General features: G+C 34.6%; 16 protein-coding genes. 11 read left to right on the plus strand and 5 right to left on the minus strand.

Going from position 1 to position 18,204, the window contains the following annotated elements; genetic code table 11:
• The first annotated feature begins 87 nt into the window (after nucleotides 1–87).
• The 7 genes from BD847_RS15935 (at nucleotide 88) to BD847_RS15965 (ending at nucleotide 6,932) form a co-directional block, all read left to right on the plus strand.
• Nucleotides 88–717, plus strand: coding sequence for a TetR/AcrR family transcriptional regulator (locus BD847_RS15935; protein ID WP_115889257.1), 630 nt, complete (start codon nucleotides 88–90; stop codon nucleotides 715–717).
• Between the two features lie 40 nt (nucleotides 718–757).
• Entirely contained in the window at nucleotides 758–1,999 is a 1,242-nt protein-coding gene (locus BD847_RS15940) for a TolC family protein (RefSeq protein ID WP_115889258.1), read from the plus strand.
• A 10-nt stretch (nucleotides 2,000–2,009) separates the two neighbouring features.
• Nucleotides 2,010–2,912, plus strand: a complete 903-nt coding sequence (locus BD847_RS15945) for an HlyD family secretion protein (protein ID WP_115889259.1) — start codon at nucleotides 2,010–2,012, stop codon at nucleotides 2,910–2,912.
• 119 nt (nucleotides 2,913–3,031) lie between these two features.
• A complete protein-coding gene (locus BD847_RS15950) occupies nucleotides 3,032–3,970 on the plus strand; it encodes an ABC transporter ATP-binding protein (protein WP_115889381.1) in 939 nt (312 codons plus the stop codon).
• Nucleotides 3,960–4,703, plus strand: a complete 744-nt coding sequence (locus BD847_RS15955) for an ABC transporter ATP-binding protein (RefSeq protein ID WP_115889260.1) — start codon at nucleotides 3,960–3,962, stop codon at nucleotides 4,701–4,703. Before BD847_RS15950 ends, BD847_RS15955 begins: the two co-directional genes overlap by 11 nt.
• Before the next feature lies 1 nt (nucleotide 4,704).
• A complete protein-coding gene (locus BD847_RS15960; RefSeq protein WP_115889382.1) occupies nucleotides 4,705–5,811 on the plus strand; it encodes an ABC transporter permease in 1,107 nt (368 codons plus the stop codon).
• Complete coding sequence (locus BD847_RS15965) at nucleotides 5,808–6,932, plus strand: ABC transporter permease (RefSeq protein ID WP_115889261.1); 1,125 nt, start codon at nucleotides 5,808–5,810, stop codon at nucleotides 6,930–6,932. Before BD847_RS15960 ends, BD847_RS15965 begins: the two co-directional genes overlap by 4 nt.
• Nucleotides 6,933–6,979: 47 nt before the next feature.
• On the opposite strand, the gene BD847_RS15970 is transcribed toward BD847_RS15965, so the two are convergent.
• Entirely contained in the window at nucleotides 6,980–7,825 is an 846-nt protein-coding gene (locus BD847_RS15970) for an AraC family transcriptional regulator (protein WP_115889262.1), read from the minus strand.
• A 178-nt stretch (nucleotides 7,826–8,003) separates the two neighbouring features.
• On the opposite strand from BD847_RS15970, the gene BD847_RS15975 reads away from it, so the two are divergent.
• From BD847_RS15975 to BD847_RS15985, 3 genes are all read left to right on the plus strand, one after another.
• Nucleotides 8,004–8,918 carry a dihydrodipicolinate synthase family protein gene (locus tag BD847_RS15975; RefSeq protein ID WP_115889263.1) on the plus strand — a complete coding sequence of 305 codons (915 nt, stop codon included), beginning with the start codon at nucleotides 8,004–8,006 and terminating at the stop codon, nucleotides 8,916–8,918.
• Between the two features lie 151 nt (nucleotides 8,919–9,069).
• Entirely contained in the window at nucleotides 9,070–10,371 is a 1,302-nt protein-coding gene (locus BD847_RS15980) for an aminopeptidase P family protein (RefSeq protein ID WP_115889264.1), read from the plus strand.
• Nucleotide 10,372: 1 nt separating this feature from the next.
• Nucleotides 10,373–12,532 carry a S9 family peptidase gene (locus tag BD847_RS15985; RefSeq protein WP_115889265.1) on the plus strand — a complete coding sequence of 720 codons (2,160 nt, stop codon included), beginning with the start codon at nucleotides 10,373–10,375 and terminating at the stop codon, nucleotides 12,530–12,532.
• Nucleotides 12,533–12,610: 78 nt separating this feature from the next.
• Here BD847_RS15985 and pgl read toward each other — a convergent pair whose 3' ends face one another.
• The 4 genes from pgl to BD847_RS16005 form a co-directional block, all read right to left on the minus strand.
• A complete protein-coding gene (gene pgl, locus BD847_RS15990) occupies nucleotides 12,611–13,324 on the minus strand; it encodes a 6-phosphogluconolactonase (protein WP_115889266.1) in 714 nt (237 codons plus the stop codon).
• On the minus strand, nucleotides 13,321–14,841 hold the full coding sequence (gene zwf / locus BD847_RS15995) for a glucose-6-phosphate dehydrogenase (protein WP_115889267.1): 1,521 nt from the start codon (nucleotides 14,839–14,841) through the stop codon (nucleotides 13,321–13,323). The genes pgl and zwf overlap by 4 nt, the downstream gene beginning before the upstream one ends.
• Before the next feature lie 21 nt (nucleotides 14,842–14,862).
• Entirely contained in the window at nucleotides 14,863–16,269 is a 1,407-nt protein-coding gene (gndA, locus tag BD847_RS16000) for an NADP-dependent phosphogluconate dehydrogenase (RefSeq protein WP_115889383.1), read from the minus strand.
• Nucleotides 16,270–16,626: 357 nt separating this feature from the next.
• The gene (locus BD847_RS16005) at nucleotides 16,627–17,556 is read right to left on the minus strand and encodes a ClpXP adapter SpxH family protein (RefSeq protein WP_115889384.1); all 930 of its coding nucleotides are present in this window, start codon (nucleotides 17,554–17,556) and stop codon (nucleotides 16,627–16,629) included.
• 222 nt (nucleotides 17,557–17,778) lie between these two features.
• Between BD847_RS16005 and BD847_RS16010 the strand changes: the two genes are divergently transcribed.
• Entirely contained in the window at nucleotides 17,779–18,144 is a 366-nt protein-coding gene (locus BD847_RS16010) for a winged helix-turn-helix transcriptional regulator (RefSeq protein WP_115889268.1), read from the plus strand.
• Nucleotides 18,145–18,204: the final 60 nt, after the last annotated feature.

Here is an 18,204-nt window from a genome sequence, read left to right on the forward strand (position 1 = left end):
TATTTAATCAACTTTTTTAATCAAATGATTAAAAAAGTTGATTAATGAATTGAATTAATTTTTATATTTGCCTATAAATTATTCAAAATGAAGGTGTCAGAGTCAAAAAAGAAGGATGCTTCTACAGAAGAAAAGATAAAAACTGCAGCAAAAACGGTGTTTTATAAAAAGGGTTTTACAGCAACCAGAACCAGAGATATTGCAGAAGAAGCGGGTTTGAATCTTGCGTTGCTCAATTACTACTTTAGAAGTAAAGCGAAACTGTTCGAAATTATAATGACAGAAACTTTCGTAGGTTTTATTGATAGTATTAAAGTAATTCTGAATGATGAAAAAACATCATTAGAACAAAAAGTTGAAATTATAGCAGAACGATATATCGATTTTATCATTAAAGAACCTGAAATTCCAGTTTTCATTCTGACCGAAATTCGAAATAATCCGGAAGGTCTTTTAAAAAGGCTGCCAATAAGAGAAATTATAAATGAATCGGTTTTTATTAAGCAGTTTTTGACTGCGGTAGAAAAAAAGGAAATTACAGAATCCAATCCGTTACATTTTTTAATGAATATTTTGGGATTGGTTGTCTTTCCGTTTATCGCCAAACCAATTATTATGGGAAGTAGAAATCTAGAAACGGAAGCTTTTAATGATTTGATGCGGGAACGTAAAAAGAAAATTCCAATTTGGATTAAGGCGATGTTTACTGTTGCTTAAGTTGTGTTTTAATGAAGTCGAAAGTAATTTTATAGAACAAATGAAAAATTCATACTTGCTAAAATGTATCTGTTTGCTGGGAATGATTACTACCGTAAAAGCCCAAACTTTGACAGTAGAACAAAGTTATCAGTTGGCTGTTGAAAATTATCCTTTAATAAAACAATATGAATTAATTGAAAAAACAAAAGAGTATACTTTGAGTAATGCTAACAAAGCGTATTTGCCTCAGTTAAGTGTTACAGCAATTGAAGGATATGTTTTTGGAGATTTTCCAAGTATGGGAGCTGGCGATGAAAGTAAATTCAAATTTATTGGATTGGCTCAGATAAATCAAACCATATGGGATGGTGGCGCGACGAAAACACAGAAAAAGATTATTGAAGCTTCTTCTAATCTTGATAAAGCTTCTGTGGAAGTCTCTCTTTATGATTTGCGTTCGCGGGTAAATCAGCTTTATTTCGGTATACTTTTAATAGATGAGCAGTTAAAGCAATTGGAAATACAAAATACAATTCTCGCTAATAATATTGATAAAGTAAAAAAACTTCACGAAAACGGACTTACGTATAAAACGGATGTTGATGAAATGAAAGTCGAACAGTTGAATCTCAATAGACAGAAAAAAGATTTTCAATATACACGAAACGGTTATCAAACCATGCTTTCTTATTTGATAGGAAAGAATATCAATCAGGCCAAACTAGAAAAGCCTTTAAATAAAATAGCTCAGGATACTGTCATAAATCGTCCGGAAATAACCCGCTTTACAAACCAACGTAATCTTATAACAGCGCAGTCTGATATGCAAAAAGTAAGTCTAATGCCTAAAGTTGGATTGCTTGGCGCAGGTGTTGTATTAGCTCCGGGAATAAATTTGGGGCCGAACAAAATTTCTACTGTTGGAGTTGCTGGTTTAAGCGTTGGATGGGATATTAAAGGTTTGTATAAAAATTCAAATGAAAAAGAATTAACCAAACAGCAATTAAATCAGGTAAACGTTCAGGAAGAAACCTTTTTATTCAATACACGATTTCAAATGAATCAGAAAACGGCGGATATTGAAAGGCAAACTGCTATTCTGAAAGATGATGAAGATATTGTAAAACTCCGTCAGACTATCCGTGAAGGTTATCAGTTAAAATACGACACTGGCGCCGGTCCGTTAATAGATTTACTAAATGCCACTCAAAAAGAAGCAAATGCACGTTCGGACAAGGCATTACACGAAATTCAACTTTTAATGAGCACATACGAGTATCAAACAATTAAAGGAAATTAATCTATAAATTATGAAAAAGATAAAGCTTTTGTATTTTTTAATACCTGTTATCTCTTTATTATCCTGTAATAAAAATGAAAATGAATTTGATGCATCTGGATCTTTTGAAGCAGTAGAAACGATTCTTTCTGCTGAAACAAATGGTCAGATTTTAAAGCTAAATGTTGAAGAAGGACAACAATTAGAAGCCGGACAGAACGTAGGTTATATTGATAGTACACAACTACATATTAGTAAAATGCAATTGTCACAAAACAAAAGAGCAATTTTGAGCGGAAGACCGCAAGAAAATATTCAAACGGAAAGTCTAAGAAAACAACTTGCAAATGCGCTTTTAGATCGTAACAGAACAGATAAGCTGGTAAAAGGCGGTGTGGCTTCTCAAAAAATGCTTGATGATGCTAATGCAAAAGTGGCAACATTGCAGGCGCAAATCAGTGCGCAGAAAAGTTCTCTTGAAATTACAAATGAAAACCTCACTGAACAAGGAAATACAGTTGGAGTTCAGTTAAAAGGAATTGATGACCAATTAAGCAAAAGCAAAATTGTAAATCCTATTAAAGGAACGGTGTTAGCAAAATATGCTGAGCAATATGAAATGGCTGTAATAGGTAAACCGCTTTACAAAATTGCCAATCTGGAAACGCTTGATCTCAGAGCTTATATTACAGGAACGCAATTACCACAAATTAAAATTGGGCAACAAGTAAAAGTGAGAATTGATCAGGGAAATAAAAAGTACAAAGAATATCATGGAACGATTAACTGGATTTCAAATAAATCAGAGTTTTCGCCAAAGACAATTCCAACGAAAGATGAAAGAGCCAATTTAGTTTACGCTATAAAAGTGAGAGTAAAAAATGATGGCTTCCTAAAAATTGGCATGTACGGAGAAGTTCTTTGGTCCAAGTAAAAAAATTAAACCATATAAGTCATATAAGTTAATATAAAGGATTATGGAGCCAAACTTTTGCGCCAATCCAACTAAAATGATCTTATATAACTTATATGGTTTTAAAAAAAATATTTAATATGCCTGCAGTTAAGTTAAGAAATATTACCAAAAAATACGGTGATTTTGTTGCCGTTGATGATGTCTCTTTTGATGTTCGGAAAGGCGAGCTTTTTGGTCTCATTGGTCCGGATGGTGCGGGAAAAACTTCAATTTTTCGCATCTTAACAACCTTATTGCTTGCCGAAGGTGGCACAGCAACCGTAGAAGGTCATGATGTTGTAAAAGAGTTTCAGCAAATTCGGAATAAAGTTGGGTATATGCCGGGTAAATTTTCTCTTTACCAGGATTTAACGGTTAAGGAAAATCTTAATTTTTTTGCTACAATTTTTGGAACTACGATTGACGAAAACTATGATTTGATCAAGGATATTTACGATCAGATAAAACCTTTTAATGACCGACGAGCAGGAAAACTTTCCGGTGGAATGAAACAAAAATTGGCTTTATGTTGTGCACTCATTCATAAACCGGAGATACTTTTTTTAGATGAACCTACAACAGGTGTAGATGTGGTTTCCCGCAGTGAATTTTGGCAAATGCTAGCCAAACTGAAAGAACAAAATATTACAATTGTCGTTTCGACGCCTTATATGGATGAAGCAAAATTATGTGATCGTATTGCGCTGATGCAAAACGGGAAAATTATGAGTGTTGATGAACCAAAAAATATTATAAGCAGTTTTCCCAAACCATTATTTGCGGCTAAAGCCAAGAATATTTATAAACTATTAAAAGATTTTAGAACAGATAAGGAAATAGAAAGTTGCGATGCTTTTGGAGAATTTATTCACGTAACGCTCGTATCTGATGAAAAAGAAGAAAGTAAGGTCGTGGCTATTGCTCAAAAATACCAGACGGAAGATTTAGAAATAAAAAGAATCGAACCAACAATTGAAGACAGTTTTATCAGACTTATGCGTGAACAGAAATCAAAAGAAGTTTCAAATGGAAAATAAAGCCATAGTTTGTAAAGATCTCACAAAGCAGTTTGGTGATTTCAAAGCGGTTGATAAAATAAGCTTTGAAGTCAGCGAAGGTGAAATATTTGGTTTTTTGGGTGCGAACGGAGCAGGGAAAACCACTGCAATGCGAATCTTATGCGGGCTTTCTTATCCTACATCCGGCGAGGCTAAGGTTGCTGGTTTTGATGTATATAAAGAACAGGAAAAAATCAAGAAGAATATTGGTTATATGAGTCAGAAGTTTTCATTATATGATAATTTGACTATTCTTGAAAATATTGAGTTTTATGGCGGTGTTTATGGCGTTTCGCGTCCTGAAATAAAAGAAAGAAGCGCTGAATTGGTAAAAACGCTCGGATTAGAAAAAGAAGCTAAAAAATTAGTGGGCGGATTACCATTGGGATGGAAACAAAAACTGGCTTTTTCAGTTGCGGTATTTCATCGGCCTAAAATTGTTTTTCTGGATGAACCAACAGGAGGCGTAGATCCTATAACCCGAAGACAGTTTTGGGATATGATTTATGAGGCTTCCGCCAATGGAATAACGGTATTTGTAACGACGCATTATATGGATGAAGCCGAATACTGTAACCGAATCAGTATTATGGTCGACGGAAGAGTCGAAGCCATAGATTCACCGACAGCTTTAAAAGAACGTTTTAATGTGGCTTCTATGGATGAAGTTTTTTATGAACTGGCACGAAATGCCAAAAGAACGTCTGACTAATATGAAAAAATTACTCGCTTTCATTCGGAAAGAATTTTATCATGTATTTAGAGATAAAAGAACGCTGCTGATTCTCTTTGGACTTCCTGTTGTGCAAATTATCCTCTTTGGATTTGCACTTAGCAATGAAGTCAAAAATATTGGTATTGCCATTCAGGATAATTCTCGCGATATTCACACGGAAAACATTATCAGAAAAATACAATCCAGTTCTTATTTTAAGGTTGAAGCTCCAATTTTAAATTATAAAGATATTGAGAATCGGTTTAAGGATGGAAGTATAAAATGCGCTGTTATTTTCCCATCAAATTTCAGTTCCGATTTACAACGTTCAGGTGGAGCTAAAACTCAGTTAATTGCAGATGCTTCTGATCCGAACACGGCAACAATTGTAACCAATTATTTAACTTCGATTGTTTATGATTATCAGCAACAGCTAAATCCAACAACTCAATTAAATTATCAGATTGTCACAGAAATAAGACAGCTATATAATGAAGAGCAAAATGGTTCGCTTAATTTTATTCCGGGGGTAATTGCGCTCATTTTTATGATTGTCAGTACGGCATTAACCTCTGTTTCTGTGGTTAGGGAAAAAGAATTGGGTACAATGGAAATTTTGCTTGTATCGCCTTTTAAGCCTATAATGGTTTTGATCGCAAAAGCAATTCCGTATCTGGTACTTTCGTTAATCAACTTTATACTTATTTTATTTCTCTCGGTTTATCTTCTTCATGTAGAAATAAAAGGCAGTTTTCTGTTGCTTTTTGCCGAAAGTATATTGTTTATTATTACTTGTCTTTCTTTGGGATTATTAATCTCAAATGTTACCGATTCCCAGCAAACTGCAATGCTGATTTCTATGATGGGAATGATGCTGCCTACATTGATACTCACAGGGTTTATGTTTCCGCTGGAAAATATGCCCTGGATATTTCGCATGGTTTCTCATATTCTTCCTTCCCGTTATTATTACACTATTGTGAAAGCAGTAATGCTGAAAGGTCTTGGGTTTGAATTTGTATGGAAAGAAACTTTAATTCTTGCCGGAATGGCGATATTTCTTTTAGCGATAGCGCTGAAAAAATTTAAAATCAGATTATCATGAAAGTACTGCGTTTTATATTACAGAAAGAATTCCGTCAGATATTCCGGGACAAGACCATTCTCGCAATGATGTTTGCAATGCCAATTATACAACTCATTATTCTACCATTAGCCGCAAATTTTGAAGTAAAAAATGTAAATGTCGTTTACGTCGATCATGATCACAGTTCGTATTCTCAAAAACTAATTAATAAAATTGGTTCATCGGGATATTTTCAAATTGTCGCGACACCTTCTTCTTATTTGAAAGGCTTGGAATTTATCGAAAAAGGAGAAGCCGATTTGATTTTAGAAATTCCGTCAGGTTTTGAACGAAATTTAGTTCGTGAAGGAAGTCAGAAAGTAAATATTGCCGCAGATGCCATAAACGGAACAAAATCAAATATTGGATATGCCTATCTAAATGTAGTATTGGCAGATTTTAATCGTGATCTTGACATTCAGTTTAAATTGCCAAAACAAGCACCGACATTATCTTCATCTTTAATTACGATATCAAGTACGAATTGGTACAATCCCAGAGCTGAGTACAAATATTATATGGTTCCTGGTATTTTGGTTTTATTGCTAACGTTAATTGGAGGCTTTATCACCGCACTAAATATTGTTAGAGAAAAAGAAATAGGAACCATCGAACAGATTAATGTTACGCCAATTCAGAAATGGCAATTTATTCTGGGTAAACTTATTCCTTTCTGGATTGTCGGAATGATTGTCTTTACAGTGGGACTTACTGTTATGTACCTTGTTTATGGAATATTCCCTAAAGGTAGTCTTGCCGTACTTTATCTTTTTGCAGCCATTTATCTTATCGCTTTATTAGGAATGGGGCTATTGATTTCCACTTTTGCCGACACGCAATTGCAGGCTATGTTTATTGCCTTTTTCTTTATGATGATTTTTATGTTAATGAGCGGTTTTTTTACCAGTACAGATAGTATGCCGGATTGGGCAAGAGCTATTTCTGAGTTTACGCCCGTAACGCACTTTATAAAAGTAGTTCGCTTGATCGTTTTAAAAGGCAGCGGAATGAAAGAAGTAGGCAAAGAATTACTATATCTTATCATTTTTGCAATTGTACTGAACGCACTGGCTATTTATAATTATAGAAAAACAAGTTAGTATTTGATTTTTGATTATAAGTTTAAATCCGCTTAAGCGAAAGATTTTTACAAATTAAGTTTTCGATATTGCAACGGAGAAAGCTGCTTTAATTCCTTGAATTTCCGATTAAAGTTCGAGATGTTGTTAAAACCACATGATTCCGCAATTTCCAGAACAGAAAGTTCGCCATTGCTTGATAGTAACTTGGCCGCGCGCTCAATCCGGACTTCAATAAGAAACTGAAAAAAGGATTTATTCGTACGGACTTTAAAATATCGGCAAAAAGCATTTTTAGTCATGCTGGCAATCGAGGCAATTTCTTCAAGCGTAATATTTTGATGATAATTGGTCATCACATAATCGAAAACAATTTGCATCTTTTTTCCCTCGTTATCAGTAATTTTTTTTTGATATAAATAATTAGACAGAGGAGTACTTTCAGCTGTTGACAGCCATTTCATAATATCAAGAAATAAAATAAACCGGGAGTAACTGTCCGCATTTTTTAATTTCTTAAAATATTTGACCATTTTTTTTGGGGCATTTCGAACAACGAAACCATTTTTACTGCTTTCTAAAATGGGATGAATGTTTCTGAATGTCGGCAATTCAAAAAAATCTTTTCCAAAAGAATTAAAAGTGAAAAATAGGGTACGCATTATAGAGATTTCATTTTCCTGAACATCACTTCTAAAAACGTGCGGCAAATTACTTCCAATTACTAAAATATCGCCTTCATGATATTGCGAAATAGTATCGCCTGCAAAAACGGCTCCTTCACCTTTTTCGATGTAACTAATTTGAATTTCTTCATGCTGATGCAATTTATCATAAAAAGATACTTCTATATCTTCTTGATAGATAAGAGGTTCTTCTCCGGATTTCGGAATTTTGAACGGAAAAACTTTCATGGTTGGTTGGTTAGATGAATCAAATATATTGTATTTCTCTATTAAAATGATGTTATAATTGCCTGTTTTTTTTAAGTTGAGTATATACAGGGTAATATAGTATCACTTTGAGGTAATTTTTATAAGGATTGCTTTCGGTTTTCTGGATAATTTTGGACCATAAATTAAAATATAAATTATGAGTATTCAATGGAATGGCGTTATGCCGGCAGTAACTACAAAATTTACTTCAGATGATAAATTAGACTTCAATATGTTTGAAGTGAACATGAAAGCGCAATTAGACGCAGGTGTTTCAGGAATAATTTTAGGCGGAACTTTAGGCGAAGCCAGCACACTTTTGGAGGAAGAAAAAAGAGAATTAGTAAAACACACTGTATCGCTTACAGATGGAAAAGTTCCGGTAATTATGAATATTGCGGAGCAAACTACAAAAGGTGCCATTTTAGCAGCAAATAAAGCAGAACAAGACGGAGCAAAAGGTTTAATGATGCTTCCTCCAATGCGTTACAAAGCATCAGATCATGAAACAGTTGCTTATTATAGCGATGTAGCCAGAAATACTTCGCTTCCTATCATGGTTTATAACAATCCTGTCGATTATAAAATTGAAGTGACTTTAGATATGTTTGAAGAATTATTAAAGTTTGATAATATTCAGGCGGTAAAAGAATCGACGAGAGATATTTCAAATGTTACAAGAATGATCAACCGTTTTGGCGATCGTTTAAAAATATTATCTGGAGTTGACACTTTGGCTCTTGAAAGTTTATTGATGGGTTCTGACGGATGGGTTTCTGGTTTAGTTTGTGCTTTTCCGGCTGAAACGGTTGCCATTTACAAATTAGCGAAAGCAGGAAGAATTGACGAAGCTTTAAAAATTTACAGATGGTTCTTGCCTTTATTGGAGTTGGATATTAATTCGCTTTTGGTTCAGAATATTAAATTGGCTGAGGTTGCGACAGGAATAGGAACGGAGAATGTTCGTGCGCCAAGATTACCACTTCATGGAACAGAAAGAGAAAGAGTGCTTGCTATTATTGAAGAAGGATTGCGAACAAGACCAACATTGCCAAATTTAAGTGCAAATTAAAAACAATTTTTATCGGACTATAATTGATTTCCCAAAGGAATATTTAACGATTAGAAAAGATAAAAAATGTAAATTTGACCTGCGCTACAAGTTTTTTCTATTTTGAATTAAAACTACTACTGTAGCAATTAATAGGTTTCAAATATAAAATATGAGATACGATTCGATTCCGGTTTCTTTATTCGAAAACAACCGAAAAAGATTTGCCGAAAAAATGCAAAAGAATAGTCTGGCTATTCTTACTTCTAATGATGTAATGCCCAACAATGCAGACGATGTTATGGGTTTTGCGCAAAATAATGATTTGTTTTATTTGTCAGGTATAGATCAGGATGAAACGATTCTTGTTCTATTTCCTGATGCTTTTAAAGAAGAAAACCGGGCGATTCTTTTCGTAAAAGAAAGCAATGAACATACTGTAATTTGGGATGGGAATTTTTTAACAAAAGAAGAAGTTACAGCGATCTCCGGAATCAAAAACGTAAAATGGATTCATGAATTTGAAAAGGCTTTACAACTTTTTGCTTTTGAAGCTGATACTTTTTATTTGGGACATAATGAGCATATCAAAAGAGTTACTTCCGAAATAGAAACCAGACAAGATCGTATGATTAAATGGTGCAAAGAAAAATATCCTTTGCATCAGTATGGACGTGTGGCTAAGATTACGCGCGAATTGCGTCCTGTTAAATCTTCAGAAGAGATTGATTTAATCAAAAAAGCGACTGCAATTAGTGTAGAAGGTTTTCACGGAATGCTAAAATCGATTCAGCCAAACATTAAGGAATATGAATTAGAAGCGGAACTGGCTTATGCGACGATTAAAAATGGAGGAACAAGACCAGCATTTAAACCAATTGTAGCTTCGGGCAAAAACGCTTGTTCGCTTCATTACAACAGTAACGATGGCGTTTGCCGTGCTGATGAAATGGTCTTAATTGATTTTGGAGTTTGTTATGCCAATTACAATTCAGATACGACTCGCTGTATTCCGGTAAACGGAACTTTCAGTCCGAGACAAAAAGAGGTTTATGAATCGGTTTTGCATTGTTTGAAAGAAGGTTCGAAATTGTTGAAGCCAGGTGTTTTGTCTAAAGATTACGAACTTCAAATGGCAAAACTAATCGAAGCTGAATTGGTTAAATTGGGATTGATTACTGTTGAAGAAATTGCAGCTCAGAATCCTGATAATCCTGCTTACAAAAAGTATTTTATGCACGGTACAGCGCATCATCTTGGTTTGGATGTTCATGATGTAGGATTATATTCAAGACCTTTTGAAAAAGGAATGGTTTTAACCTGCGAACCTGGAATTTATATTAGAGAAGAAGGAATTGGCTGTCGTCTCGAAAATGATTATCTCCTGACGGAAGACGGAAATATTAATTTAAGTGAAGCATTGCCAATCGAAATTGAAGAAATTGAAACCTTAATCAGAAATAAAAAACACTAAAATGAAAAAGTATTTATTCCTTGTACTCTTTATATGTACATCCGTTTTTGCTCAGAAGGATATTGATATCAATAACCTGAATTGGTTACCAAATTCACATTCTTTTTGGGTAAACGAAGGCAACAACGTTGTGGTTTATGATGTTGACAAGTTAGATAAACAATCGACAATTTTGACCGCTGCGCAATTAAAAGCTTCAGGATTTGCAGGAGAAATCGAAAACCTGGTATGGAATGAAACGAAGACGAAAATCTTAGTTTACACCAATTCAAAGAAAGTTTGGAGAGATAACACAAAAGGAGATTATTGGTTTTTTGATTTAGCAACAGGAAAAGGAAAACAATTAGGTAAAAATCTTGATGCATCATCGTTAATGTTTGCAAAATTTTCAAGTGATAACGAAAATGTAGCTTACGTTTCCAATCACAATATTTATGTGGAAAATTTGAATTCTGGAAAGATAACGCCATTGACGACAGACGGAACAGATAAAATCATCAACGGAACATTTGACTGGGTTTATGAAGAAGAATTAGCAGCAAGAGATGGTTTCAGATGGAGTCCTGACGGAAAAAGTATTGCGTACTGGCGTGTAGATGCAACTTCTACTAAATTCCATTTTATGATCAACAACACAGATTCATTGTATCCTGTTGTTGTTCCGGTTGAATATCCAAAAGCGGGAGAAAGACCATCTTCAGTAAAAATCGGAGTTATTGATGTGGCTTCTTTGCAAACCAAATGGCTAAATATCCCAGGAGAACCGGATAATAATTACTTGGTTCGAATGAAATGGTTGAGTAATGAATCTGTAATGGTTATTCAGTTGAACCGAAATCAAAATCAGGTTACGATGTACAATTGTAATCCAAAAACAGGCGATGCAAAAGTAATTTACAAGGAAGAATCAACTTCATGGATTGATGTTTTTGATATTTCGGCGGGCGAATATGATACTTTTCCGTGCCAGTTTGTAGATAACGGAAAAGCATTTTTGTGGAGTTCTGATGCTGATGGATGGATGCATATTTACAAAATTGGATTGGACGGAAAATCAAAAGAATTAGTTACAACTTCTAAATTTGATGCGTATTATAAAGCATACAATGAGAAAACAAAAACAATTTATTTTGAAGCTAGTCCAACAGATGCTACGCAGCGCTATTTGTATGAAACGAATTTAAGTTCTAAAAAAACAAAAAGAGTTACTCCAGATGTTTTTGACGGAACAAATAAATACACATTTTCGACAGATGCTGCTTATGCTCAACATACAAATTCAAACATCAACCGCGATTATAATATGCGTTTGATTGCATTATCCGGACATCAAAAAATATATCCAAAAGAAGCAGACGTTTTTGCAGCTCCAAAACGAGATTATTCTTTAGAAAAGTTTAAGGTTAAAACCGTTGACGGAATTGAAATTGATGGAATAATGGCAAAACCGTTGGATTTTGATCCTTCAAAAAAATATCCTGTTTTCTTTTATGTTTATGGAGAACCAATGGCTTCAGTTGCAAATGATACGCCTTATTTTTATCCGCTTATAGCGAAATTAGTTCCGAAAGGTTATATCGCAATTGCAATGGATAACAGAGGAACCCCAGTAATGAAAGGAACTGCATGGAGAAAATCGATTTATAAAAACATTGGAATTATAAATACTCACGACCAGGCAATGGCGGCGAAAGAAGTTCTAAAATGGAATTTCATCGATACAGATCGAGTAGCTATTCACGGTTGGAGCGGTGGAGGAGCAGTAACTTTAAACTTAATGTTTCAATATCCTGATATTTATAAAACAGGAATTGCAATCGCGGCAGTTACAGATCAGCATTTTTATGATAACATTTATACAGAACGTTATATGGGATTGCCATCTGAAAATGAAGCGACTTATATAAAAGCTTCTCCTGTAACGCATGCTAAAAATCTAAAAGGAAATTTATTATATATTCACGGTACAGGCGATGATAACGTTCATTACAAAAATGCCGAAGTATTAATTAATGAGTTAATCAAATATGACAAAATGTTTGATTTAATGATTTACCCAAACCGTTCACACAGTATTTACGAAGGCGAAGGAACGAGAAAGCATTTGTTGGATATTTTTACAAGATACATTGAAAAAAACAGTCCTCCGGGAGCGAAATAAAATCGGCTTAAAAAAGTAAAAAGGAGAGTTTCATTTAGTTGAAACTCTCCTTTTTTATTAGAATACTATTTAAAGAAATTATTTCCCGGCTGCGTTTTGATCGACAAGGAATAGCAATTCTCCTGAAACAGGTTTAATCAACTGCATTGGGTATTTCGTCGGGTTAAATTCTCCTTTTAAAACTTCATGTAATGCAGGAGCTTTCTTTTCTCCAAAAGCCACCACAACGATTTTCTCTGCTTTGTTGATTAGCGGCGCAGTAAGTGTAATGCGGTACATTTCCTGAGGTTTCAAATAATAGGCATCTACCCATTTTGTTTCTTCTTTCAATACTTCTTCACCCGGAAATAGGGAAGCAGTATGACCATCATCTCCCATTCCTAACAGAATAAGATCAAATTTTCCTTCGCTACCTAAAATGTTTTTAATCGAATTTTCGTAAGTAACCGCGTATTCTTCTGGTTTAACACCATCGCTGTACATTTCAAAAATATTTTCTTTCGGAATTGGAACATGACTTAGTAAAGTATCAAAAGACATTTTAGCATTGCTACGTTCGTCGTCAAGCGGAACCCAGCGTTCGTCTCCCCAGAAAATAAAAACTTTACTCCAATCGACTTTATTTTTGTAATCTGCTGAAGCTAAAAGTTTGTAAATACCAGCAGGTGAAGAACCTCCGGTAAGCACAGCGGTAAACTGTCCTTTTTCGCTTATTGCTTTTTGCGAAGCAGCAACAAAAAGGTCCGCTGCTTCTTTATTAATGTCTTCTATTGAATTGTATATCTGTATCATTTAGTGCTAATTTTTTCAATTTCCTGAGTGTTCGAAACCCATTTATGTCCTTGACGTGCAAGTAATTCATCGGCTTCTTCCGGTCCCCAGCTTCCTGCTTTATAATTTGGAAAATTAGTTGGAGGTGTATTCTTCCATACTTGCTGAATGGTTTCAATTGCATCCCAAGCTTCTTCAACCTGATCCCAACGCATGAACAATGTTGGATCTCCGGCTAATGCATCTCCAATAAGGGTTTCATATGCTTCAGGCGACATAGTAGAGCAGCTGAAATAATCAAAAACCATTTCTGCAGGACGTAAAGAAAGTGACAATCCCGGTTTTTTGGTCATGAATTGCAACTTAATATCCATTGCTGGCTGAATGTTTATGATAAGTCGGTTTGGAGTCATTCCTTCTTTTCCATAAGAAAATGAAGAATGAGGAACTGGTTTAAATTGAATAATAATTGAAGATTGTTTTTCTTCCATTCTTTTACCTGTTCTTAGATAAAACGGAATTCCTTGCCATCTCCAGTTGTCCAGATAGATTTTCATTGCTACATAGGTTTCCGTATTAGAGTCCGGTGCAATTCCTTTGTCTTGACGGTATCCCGGTACCGGATTTCCTTTTATAAAACCTGCATCATATTGACCTCTCACAATGTAATGATCTACTTCGTCCGGTTTTATGCGTCGGATCGATTTAAGAACATCAGCTTTTCTATTTCGGATATCATCTGCTCTTAATGATGCTGGTGCTTCCATGGCAGTCATGCATAAAATCTGTAGCAAGTGATTTTGAATCATATCTTTTAATGCACCAACACCTTCGTAGAATCCGCCTCGTTCTTCAACGCCAACTTCTTCTGCTACTGTAATTTGCACAAAATCAATGAAGTTTCTACTCCATAAAGGCTCGAACATCGAATTTCCAAAACGGAAAGCAAGAATGTTTTGAACGGTTTCCTTTCCTAAATAATGGTCAATACGGTAAATTTGTTCTTCCTTGAAAGTTTGCGATAACATTTCGTTAAGCGCAATTGCCGAAGTTTTATCATATCCAAACGGTTTTTCGATGATAATACGATCTTGCTTTTCATTGGCAGCAAGACCTATTTTCTTCATATAAGCCGAAATGGTTGTAATAAAAGAAGGTGTTATAGAAAGGTAGAATAAACGATTTGCACGTTCACCAAAACCTGCATCAATGTCTTTTAATTTGGAATCTAATTGATAATACGATTCTTCTTTGTCAATATCATGTCTCAGGTAAGAGATATGCGAAATAAACTCCTGAGTTCGCTCGTCACAATTGGCTGTTCTTCGAGAAAAAGTATTTAAATTTTCGACAACATAACTGCGAAATTCGTCATCACTTTTTTCTGCTCTTCCCAGTGCAATAATCTTAAATTTTTCATCTAGACGACCGTCCAGAAAAAGATTTTGAAATGCCGGAAAAAGTTTTCTTTTAGCTAAGTCACCGGTTGCCCCAAAAATAACAATGATTGTTGGACTTATATTTTTGAATTTACTCATTTTCGTTTCGCTTAAAGTTTCTTATTCATTCCATTGTGTGTGAAAAACGCCTGAAACATCAATACGTTCGTAAGTATGTGCTCCAAAATAATCACGTTGTGCCTGAATTAAGTTTGTTGGAAGGTTTTCAGAACGGTAAGCATCAAAATAAGCTAACGAATTCATCAAACCTGCCGCAGGAATTCCTTGTTGTACGGCCAATTGAATAGTTTCTCTAAGTCCTGATTGGTTTTGTGTAAGTTTAGCAGCAATTTCAGAATCTAAAAGAATATTTGGCAAACCTGGATTTGCAGCAAATGCCTTTCTGAAATCTTCAAGGGCTTCAGCGCGAATAATACATCCACCACGCCAAATTTTGGCAACAGTTTCTAAATTCAAACCGTAGTTGTATTCTGCAGAAGCGGTTTTAAGCTGTGCTAAACCTTGTGCGTAAGTAATTATGATAGAAGAATATAAAGCCGATTTTAATGATGTAATAGCTTCTGTTGCATTTACATCACTTGGTTGGTTGTTCCATGTTAATTTAGCAGCAGCTTCAATTCTTTCCGGTTTTGTTTTAGACATGTCGCGCATTACTACAGCGGCATCAATAGTTGGAACAGGAACTTGAAGGTCCATCGCATTTTGAGAAGTCCATTTTCCGGTACCTTTAGATTTTGCCCAATCCGATATTTTATTGATTAATCGGCTTCCGTCTTCGTCTCTTTGTTTTAGGATTTTTCCGGTAATTTCAATAAGATAAGATTTAAGCTCTGTTTCATTCCATTCTTCAAAAGTTTTCTGAATAGTATCTTCATCCAAATTATAACCTCTTTTCATTAGGTCATAAATTTCAGAAATAAGTTGCATGATTCCGTATTCAATTCCGTTATGAACCATTTTAACATAATTTCCTGCAGAACCATTTCCTAGATATTCTACACAAGGTTCTCCGTCAACTTTTGCTGCAATAGCTTCAAAAATAGGACGCAGTCTTTCATAGGCTTTCTGATCTCCTCCAGGCATCATTGCAGGACCAAATCGGGCACCTTTTTCTCCACCTGAAATTCCCATTCCGAAAAAGTGAATTCCTTTAGCAGATAATTCAAGAAATCTACGGTCTGTATCGGTAAAATAAGTATTTCCGCCGTCGATAATAATATCGCCTTTATCCAAGTGAGGAAGTAAACTTGCAATAGCGCTGTCAACAGGTTTTCCTGCAGGTACAAGCAGCATAATTGCTCTTGGTTGTTGTATAAGTTCTACAAAGTGTTTAACGTCGGTTGTTGCTTCGATTGTATGATCAGGATCAGCTTCATGTTGTAGAGAGTTGACTTTTTCTGTATCTAAATCTAAACCTGCTGCAGCAAATTTATGGCTGGCAATATTTAAAAGAAGATTGCGTCCCATAACGCCGAGTCCAACGACGCCAAAATCAAATTTGTTCATAATTTTTAAATTAACTAAATTATTAGTGTGTTGTTTTTTGAAATTTTTTGGATGTAATTGAAAAAATATTTTTTCTAAAACGCTGAAACATCCAATGTTTGCTAAAATCTTATTGTAAAAGATCTGGTGCGCTAAGTTAGACAAAAAGGTTGAAATATTATAGGATTTGAACTGGTCTTTAATCCTCAAAATATCGTTTTACAGGAAACAGGGATTAATTTATATTTTTGATTATTTGCCTAAATTTAAAATCATTTTTTGATAATTTAAATGTTAAAATCCTGTAAACTAAAAATAGAGGAAAGCAATAATTGCTTTCCTCTATTTCTTAATAATTCAGTAAAAAATATAAATTGATTATTGGGCAGCTTTTATAAGTGTCCAAAGCGAACCGTTTTTGGTTGTGATTTTTCGCAATGAACCGTTGTCTGCAAGTTGATTTAAAATTCTTTCACTTTCTTTTCTTGGATTTCCGGTTAATTCAGCAAATTCTTTCGCCGTTAATGAATTGTATTTTGAAAATACTGTTTCCCAATTCTTGTTGTATTCTGCTTTTTGCGCTGTCGGATCTAATTTTAAAAGCGCAGTTTCATAAAAAGCATAAGGTTTTGAACCGTAGATGATTTCTTTTTCTCCATTATTGTTTGAAAAAAAGATAGTTGGAAAACCTCTTACACCAAGTTCTTTTGCCAATTTTAAATCCTGTTCGAATAATATTTGCGCTTTTCCTTCATAATCTGTTTTTAACTGATTTACATTAAGCCCGGTTTTTTCAGCGGCAGCTGCAATATTTTCCCATTTTGTAATGTTTAATTTCCTCATGAAAACCATTTCCTTAAGTTCTCTCAGAAATAATAATGCTTTTTTATGATTCTGAATTTCAGCAGCCTTAAAAGCAATAGAAGGCGGATAAGAAGAATGCAACGGATCTTCAATCCAGATATCGCCGTCAATAGGCATATCATAATATAAACTGGCTTCGTCCCAATGATGCGCTACATCTGAAGGTTTGCTGATTCCGCCGCTATTATAACTCCAGTCTGGCAGGAGGCCGCCCATGCGATATTCAATTTCATAATTTGTTCCGTATTCCAATTTTAGTTTACGTAATTGCGGTTCAATTCCCCAACAAGAAGAACAAATAGGATCGGTGAAGTAGATTATTTTTATTGATTTATCTGCTGTGTTTTCGATGCTTTTATCAGTTGGTGAATTGTCCGGAAGTCCACAAAATCCTGCTTCTGGATCGCATAATAAAGGATTAATGTTTGTTGTTTCTTTTGTCATTTTTGATGTTTTTTGAATATTGCTTGTTTGTCCTGTACAATTGGAATTGAGAATAAACAGAAGCGCTATTGTTGTTATTTTGGTTTGAATCATTTGCACTAAATTATAGTGCAAAATTAAAGTGCATTAAGTTTAAAGTAGCTATGGGTTTCCTTTTAGAAACTACTTTCCTTTTGGAAACTATTAGCATTATTAATAGTTTTACGTGATAATTTTTTGAAGATGAAAAAAGAGCCAACACTCAACAACACGTTAATTTGCAAAGGAAGAATACTCGCAATCAAAGACACAATGGAGATTTTATCCGGAAAATGGAAGTTTCATATTCTTGGAACTTTGATGCAAGGTGATAAATTACGTTTCATGGATTTATTGCGCGAAGTGGATGGAATTGGAGCCAAAATGCTTTCGAAAGAATTGCAGGATATGGAAATGAATCATCTTATAAAACGTACCGTTCTCAATACAAAACCGGTTACAGTTGAATATGAAATGACGGAGTACGGAAAGACTTTAGCACCAATAATTGACGAAATCGCCAAATGGGGAATTGGTTACAGAGCTTCACTTTTTAGTAAAACAGATTGATTTTTTTTCTTCTGAATAATAAGCAAATCACGATAAAACAGTAAAAAGTTAAATTACTTT

The sequence above is a fragment of the Flavobacterium cutihirudinis genome (assembly GCF_003385895.1).
Lineage (GTDB): Bacteria > Bacteroidota > Bacteroidia > Flavobacteriales > Flavobacteriaceae > Flavobacterium > Flavobacterium cutihirudinis.

What these genes read in the sequence shown, in the direction of transcription:
- BD847_RS15965 (WP_115889261.1), top strand. Translation starts at nt 5,808, where the DNA reads ATGAAAGTACTGCGTTTTATATTACAGAAAGAATTCCGTCAGATATTC.
- BD847_RS15970 (WP_115889262.1), bottom strand. Translation starts at nt 7,825, where the DNA reads ATGAAAGTTTTTCCGTTCAAAATTCCGAAATCCGGAGAAGAACCTCTT.
- BD847_RS16010 (WP_115889268.1), top strand. Translation starts at nt 17,779, where the DNA reads ATGAAAAAAGAGCCAACACTCAACAACACGTTAATTTGCAAAGGAAGA.
- BD847_RS15985 (WP_115889265.1), top strand. Translation starts at nt 10,373, where the DNA reads ATGAAAAAGTATTTATTCCTTGTACTCTTTATATGTACATCCGTTTTT.
- BD847_RS15935 (WP_115889257.1), top strand. Translation starts at nt 88, where the DNA reads ATGAAGGTGTCAGAGTCAAAAAAGAAGGATGCTTCTACAGAAGAAAAG.
- zwf (WP_115889267.1), bottom strand. Translation starts at nt 14,841, where the DNA reads ATGAGTAAATTCAAAAATATAAGTCCAACAATCATTGTTATTTTTGGG.
- BD847_RS15945 (WP_115889259.1), top strand. Translation starts at nt 2,010, where the DNA reads ATGAAAAAGATAAAGCTTTTGTATTTTTTAATACCTGTTATCTCTTTA.
- BD847_RS15960 (WP_115889382.1), top strand. Translation starts at nt 4,705, where the DNA reads ATGAAAAAATTACTCGCTTTCATTCGGAAAGAATTTTATCATGTATTT.
- gndA (WP_115889383.1), bottom strand. Translation starts at nt 16,269, where the DNA reads ATGAACAAATTTGATTTTGGCGTCGTTGGACTCGGCGTTATGGGACGC.
- pgl (WP_115889266.1), bottom strand. Translation starts at nt 13,324, where the DNA reads ATGATACAGATATACAATTCAATAGAAGACATTAATAAAGAAGCAGCG.
- BD847_RS15955 (WP_115889260.1), top strand. Translation starts at nt 3,960, where the DNA reads ATGGAAAATAAAGCCATAGTTTGTAAAGATCTCACAAAGCAGTTTGGT.
- BD847_RS15980 (WP_115889264.1), top strand. Translation starts at nt 9,070, where the DNA reads ATGAGATACGATTCGATTCCGGTTTCTTTATTCGAAAACAACCGAAAA.
- BD847_RS15950 (WP_115889381.1), top strand. Translation starts at nt 3,032, where the DNA reads ATGCCTGCAGTTAAGTTAAGAAATATTACCAAAAAATACGGTGATTTT.
- BD847_RS15940 (WP_115889258.1), top strand. Translation starts at nt 758, where the DNA reads ATGAAAAATTCATACTTGCTAAAATGTATCTGTTTGCTGGGAATGATT.
- BD847_RS16005 (WP_115889384.1), bottom strand. Translation starts at nt 17,556, where the DNA reads ATGACAAAAGAAACAACAAACATTAATCCTTTATTATGCGATCCAGAA.
- BD847_RS15975 (WP_115889263.1), top strand. Translation starts at nt 8,004, where the DNA reads ATGAGTATTCAATGGAATGGCGTTATGCCGGCAGTAACTACAAAATTT.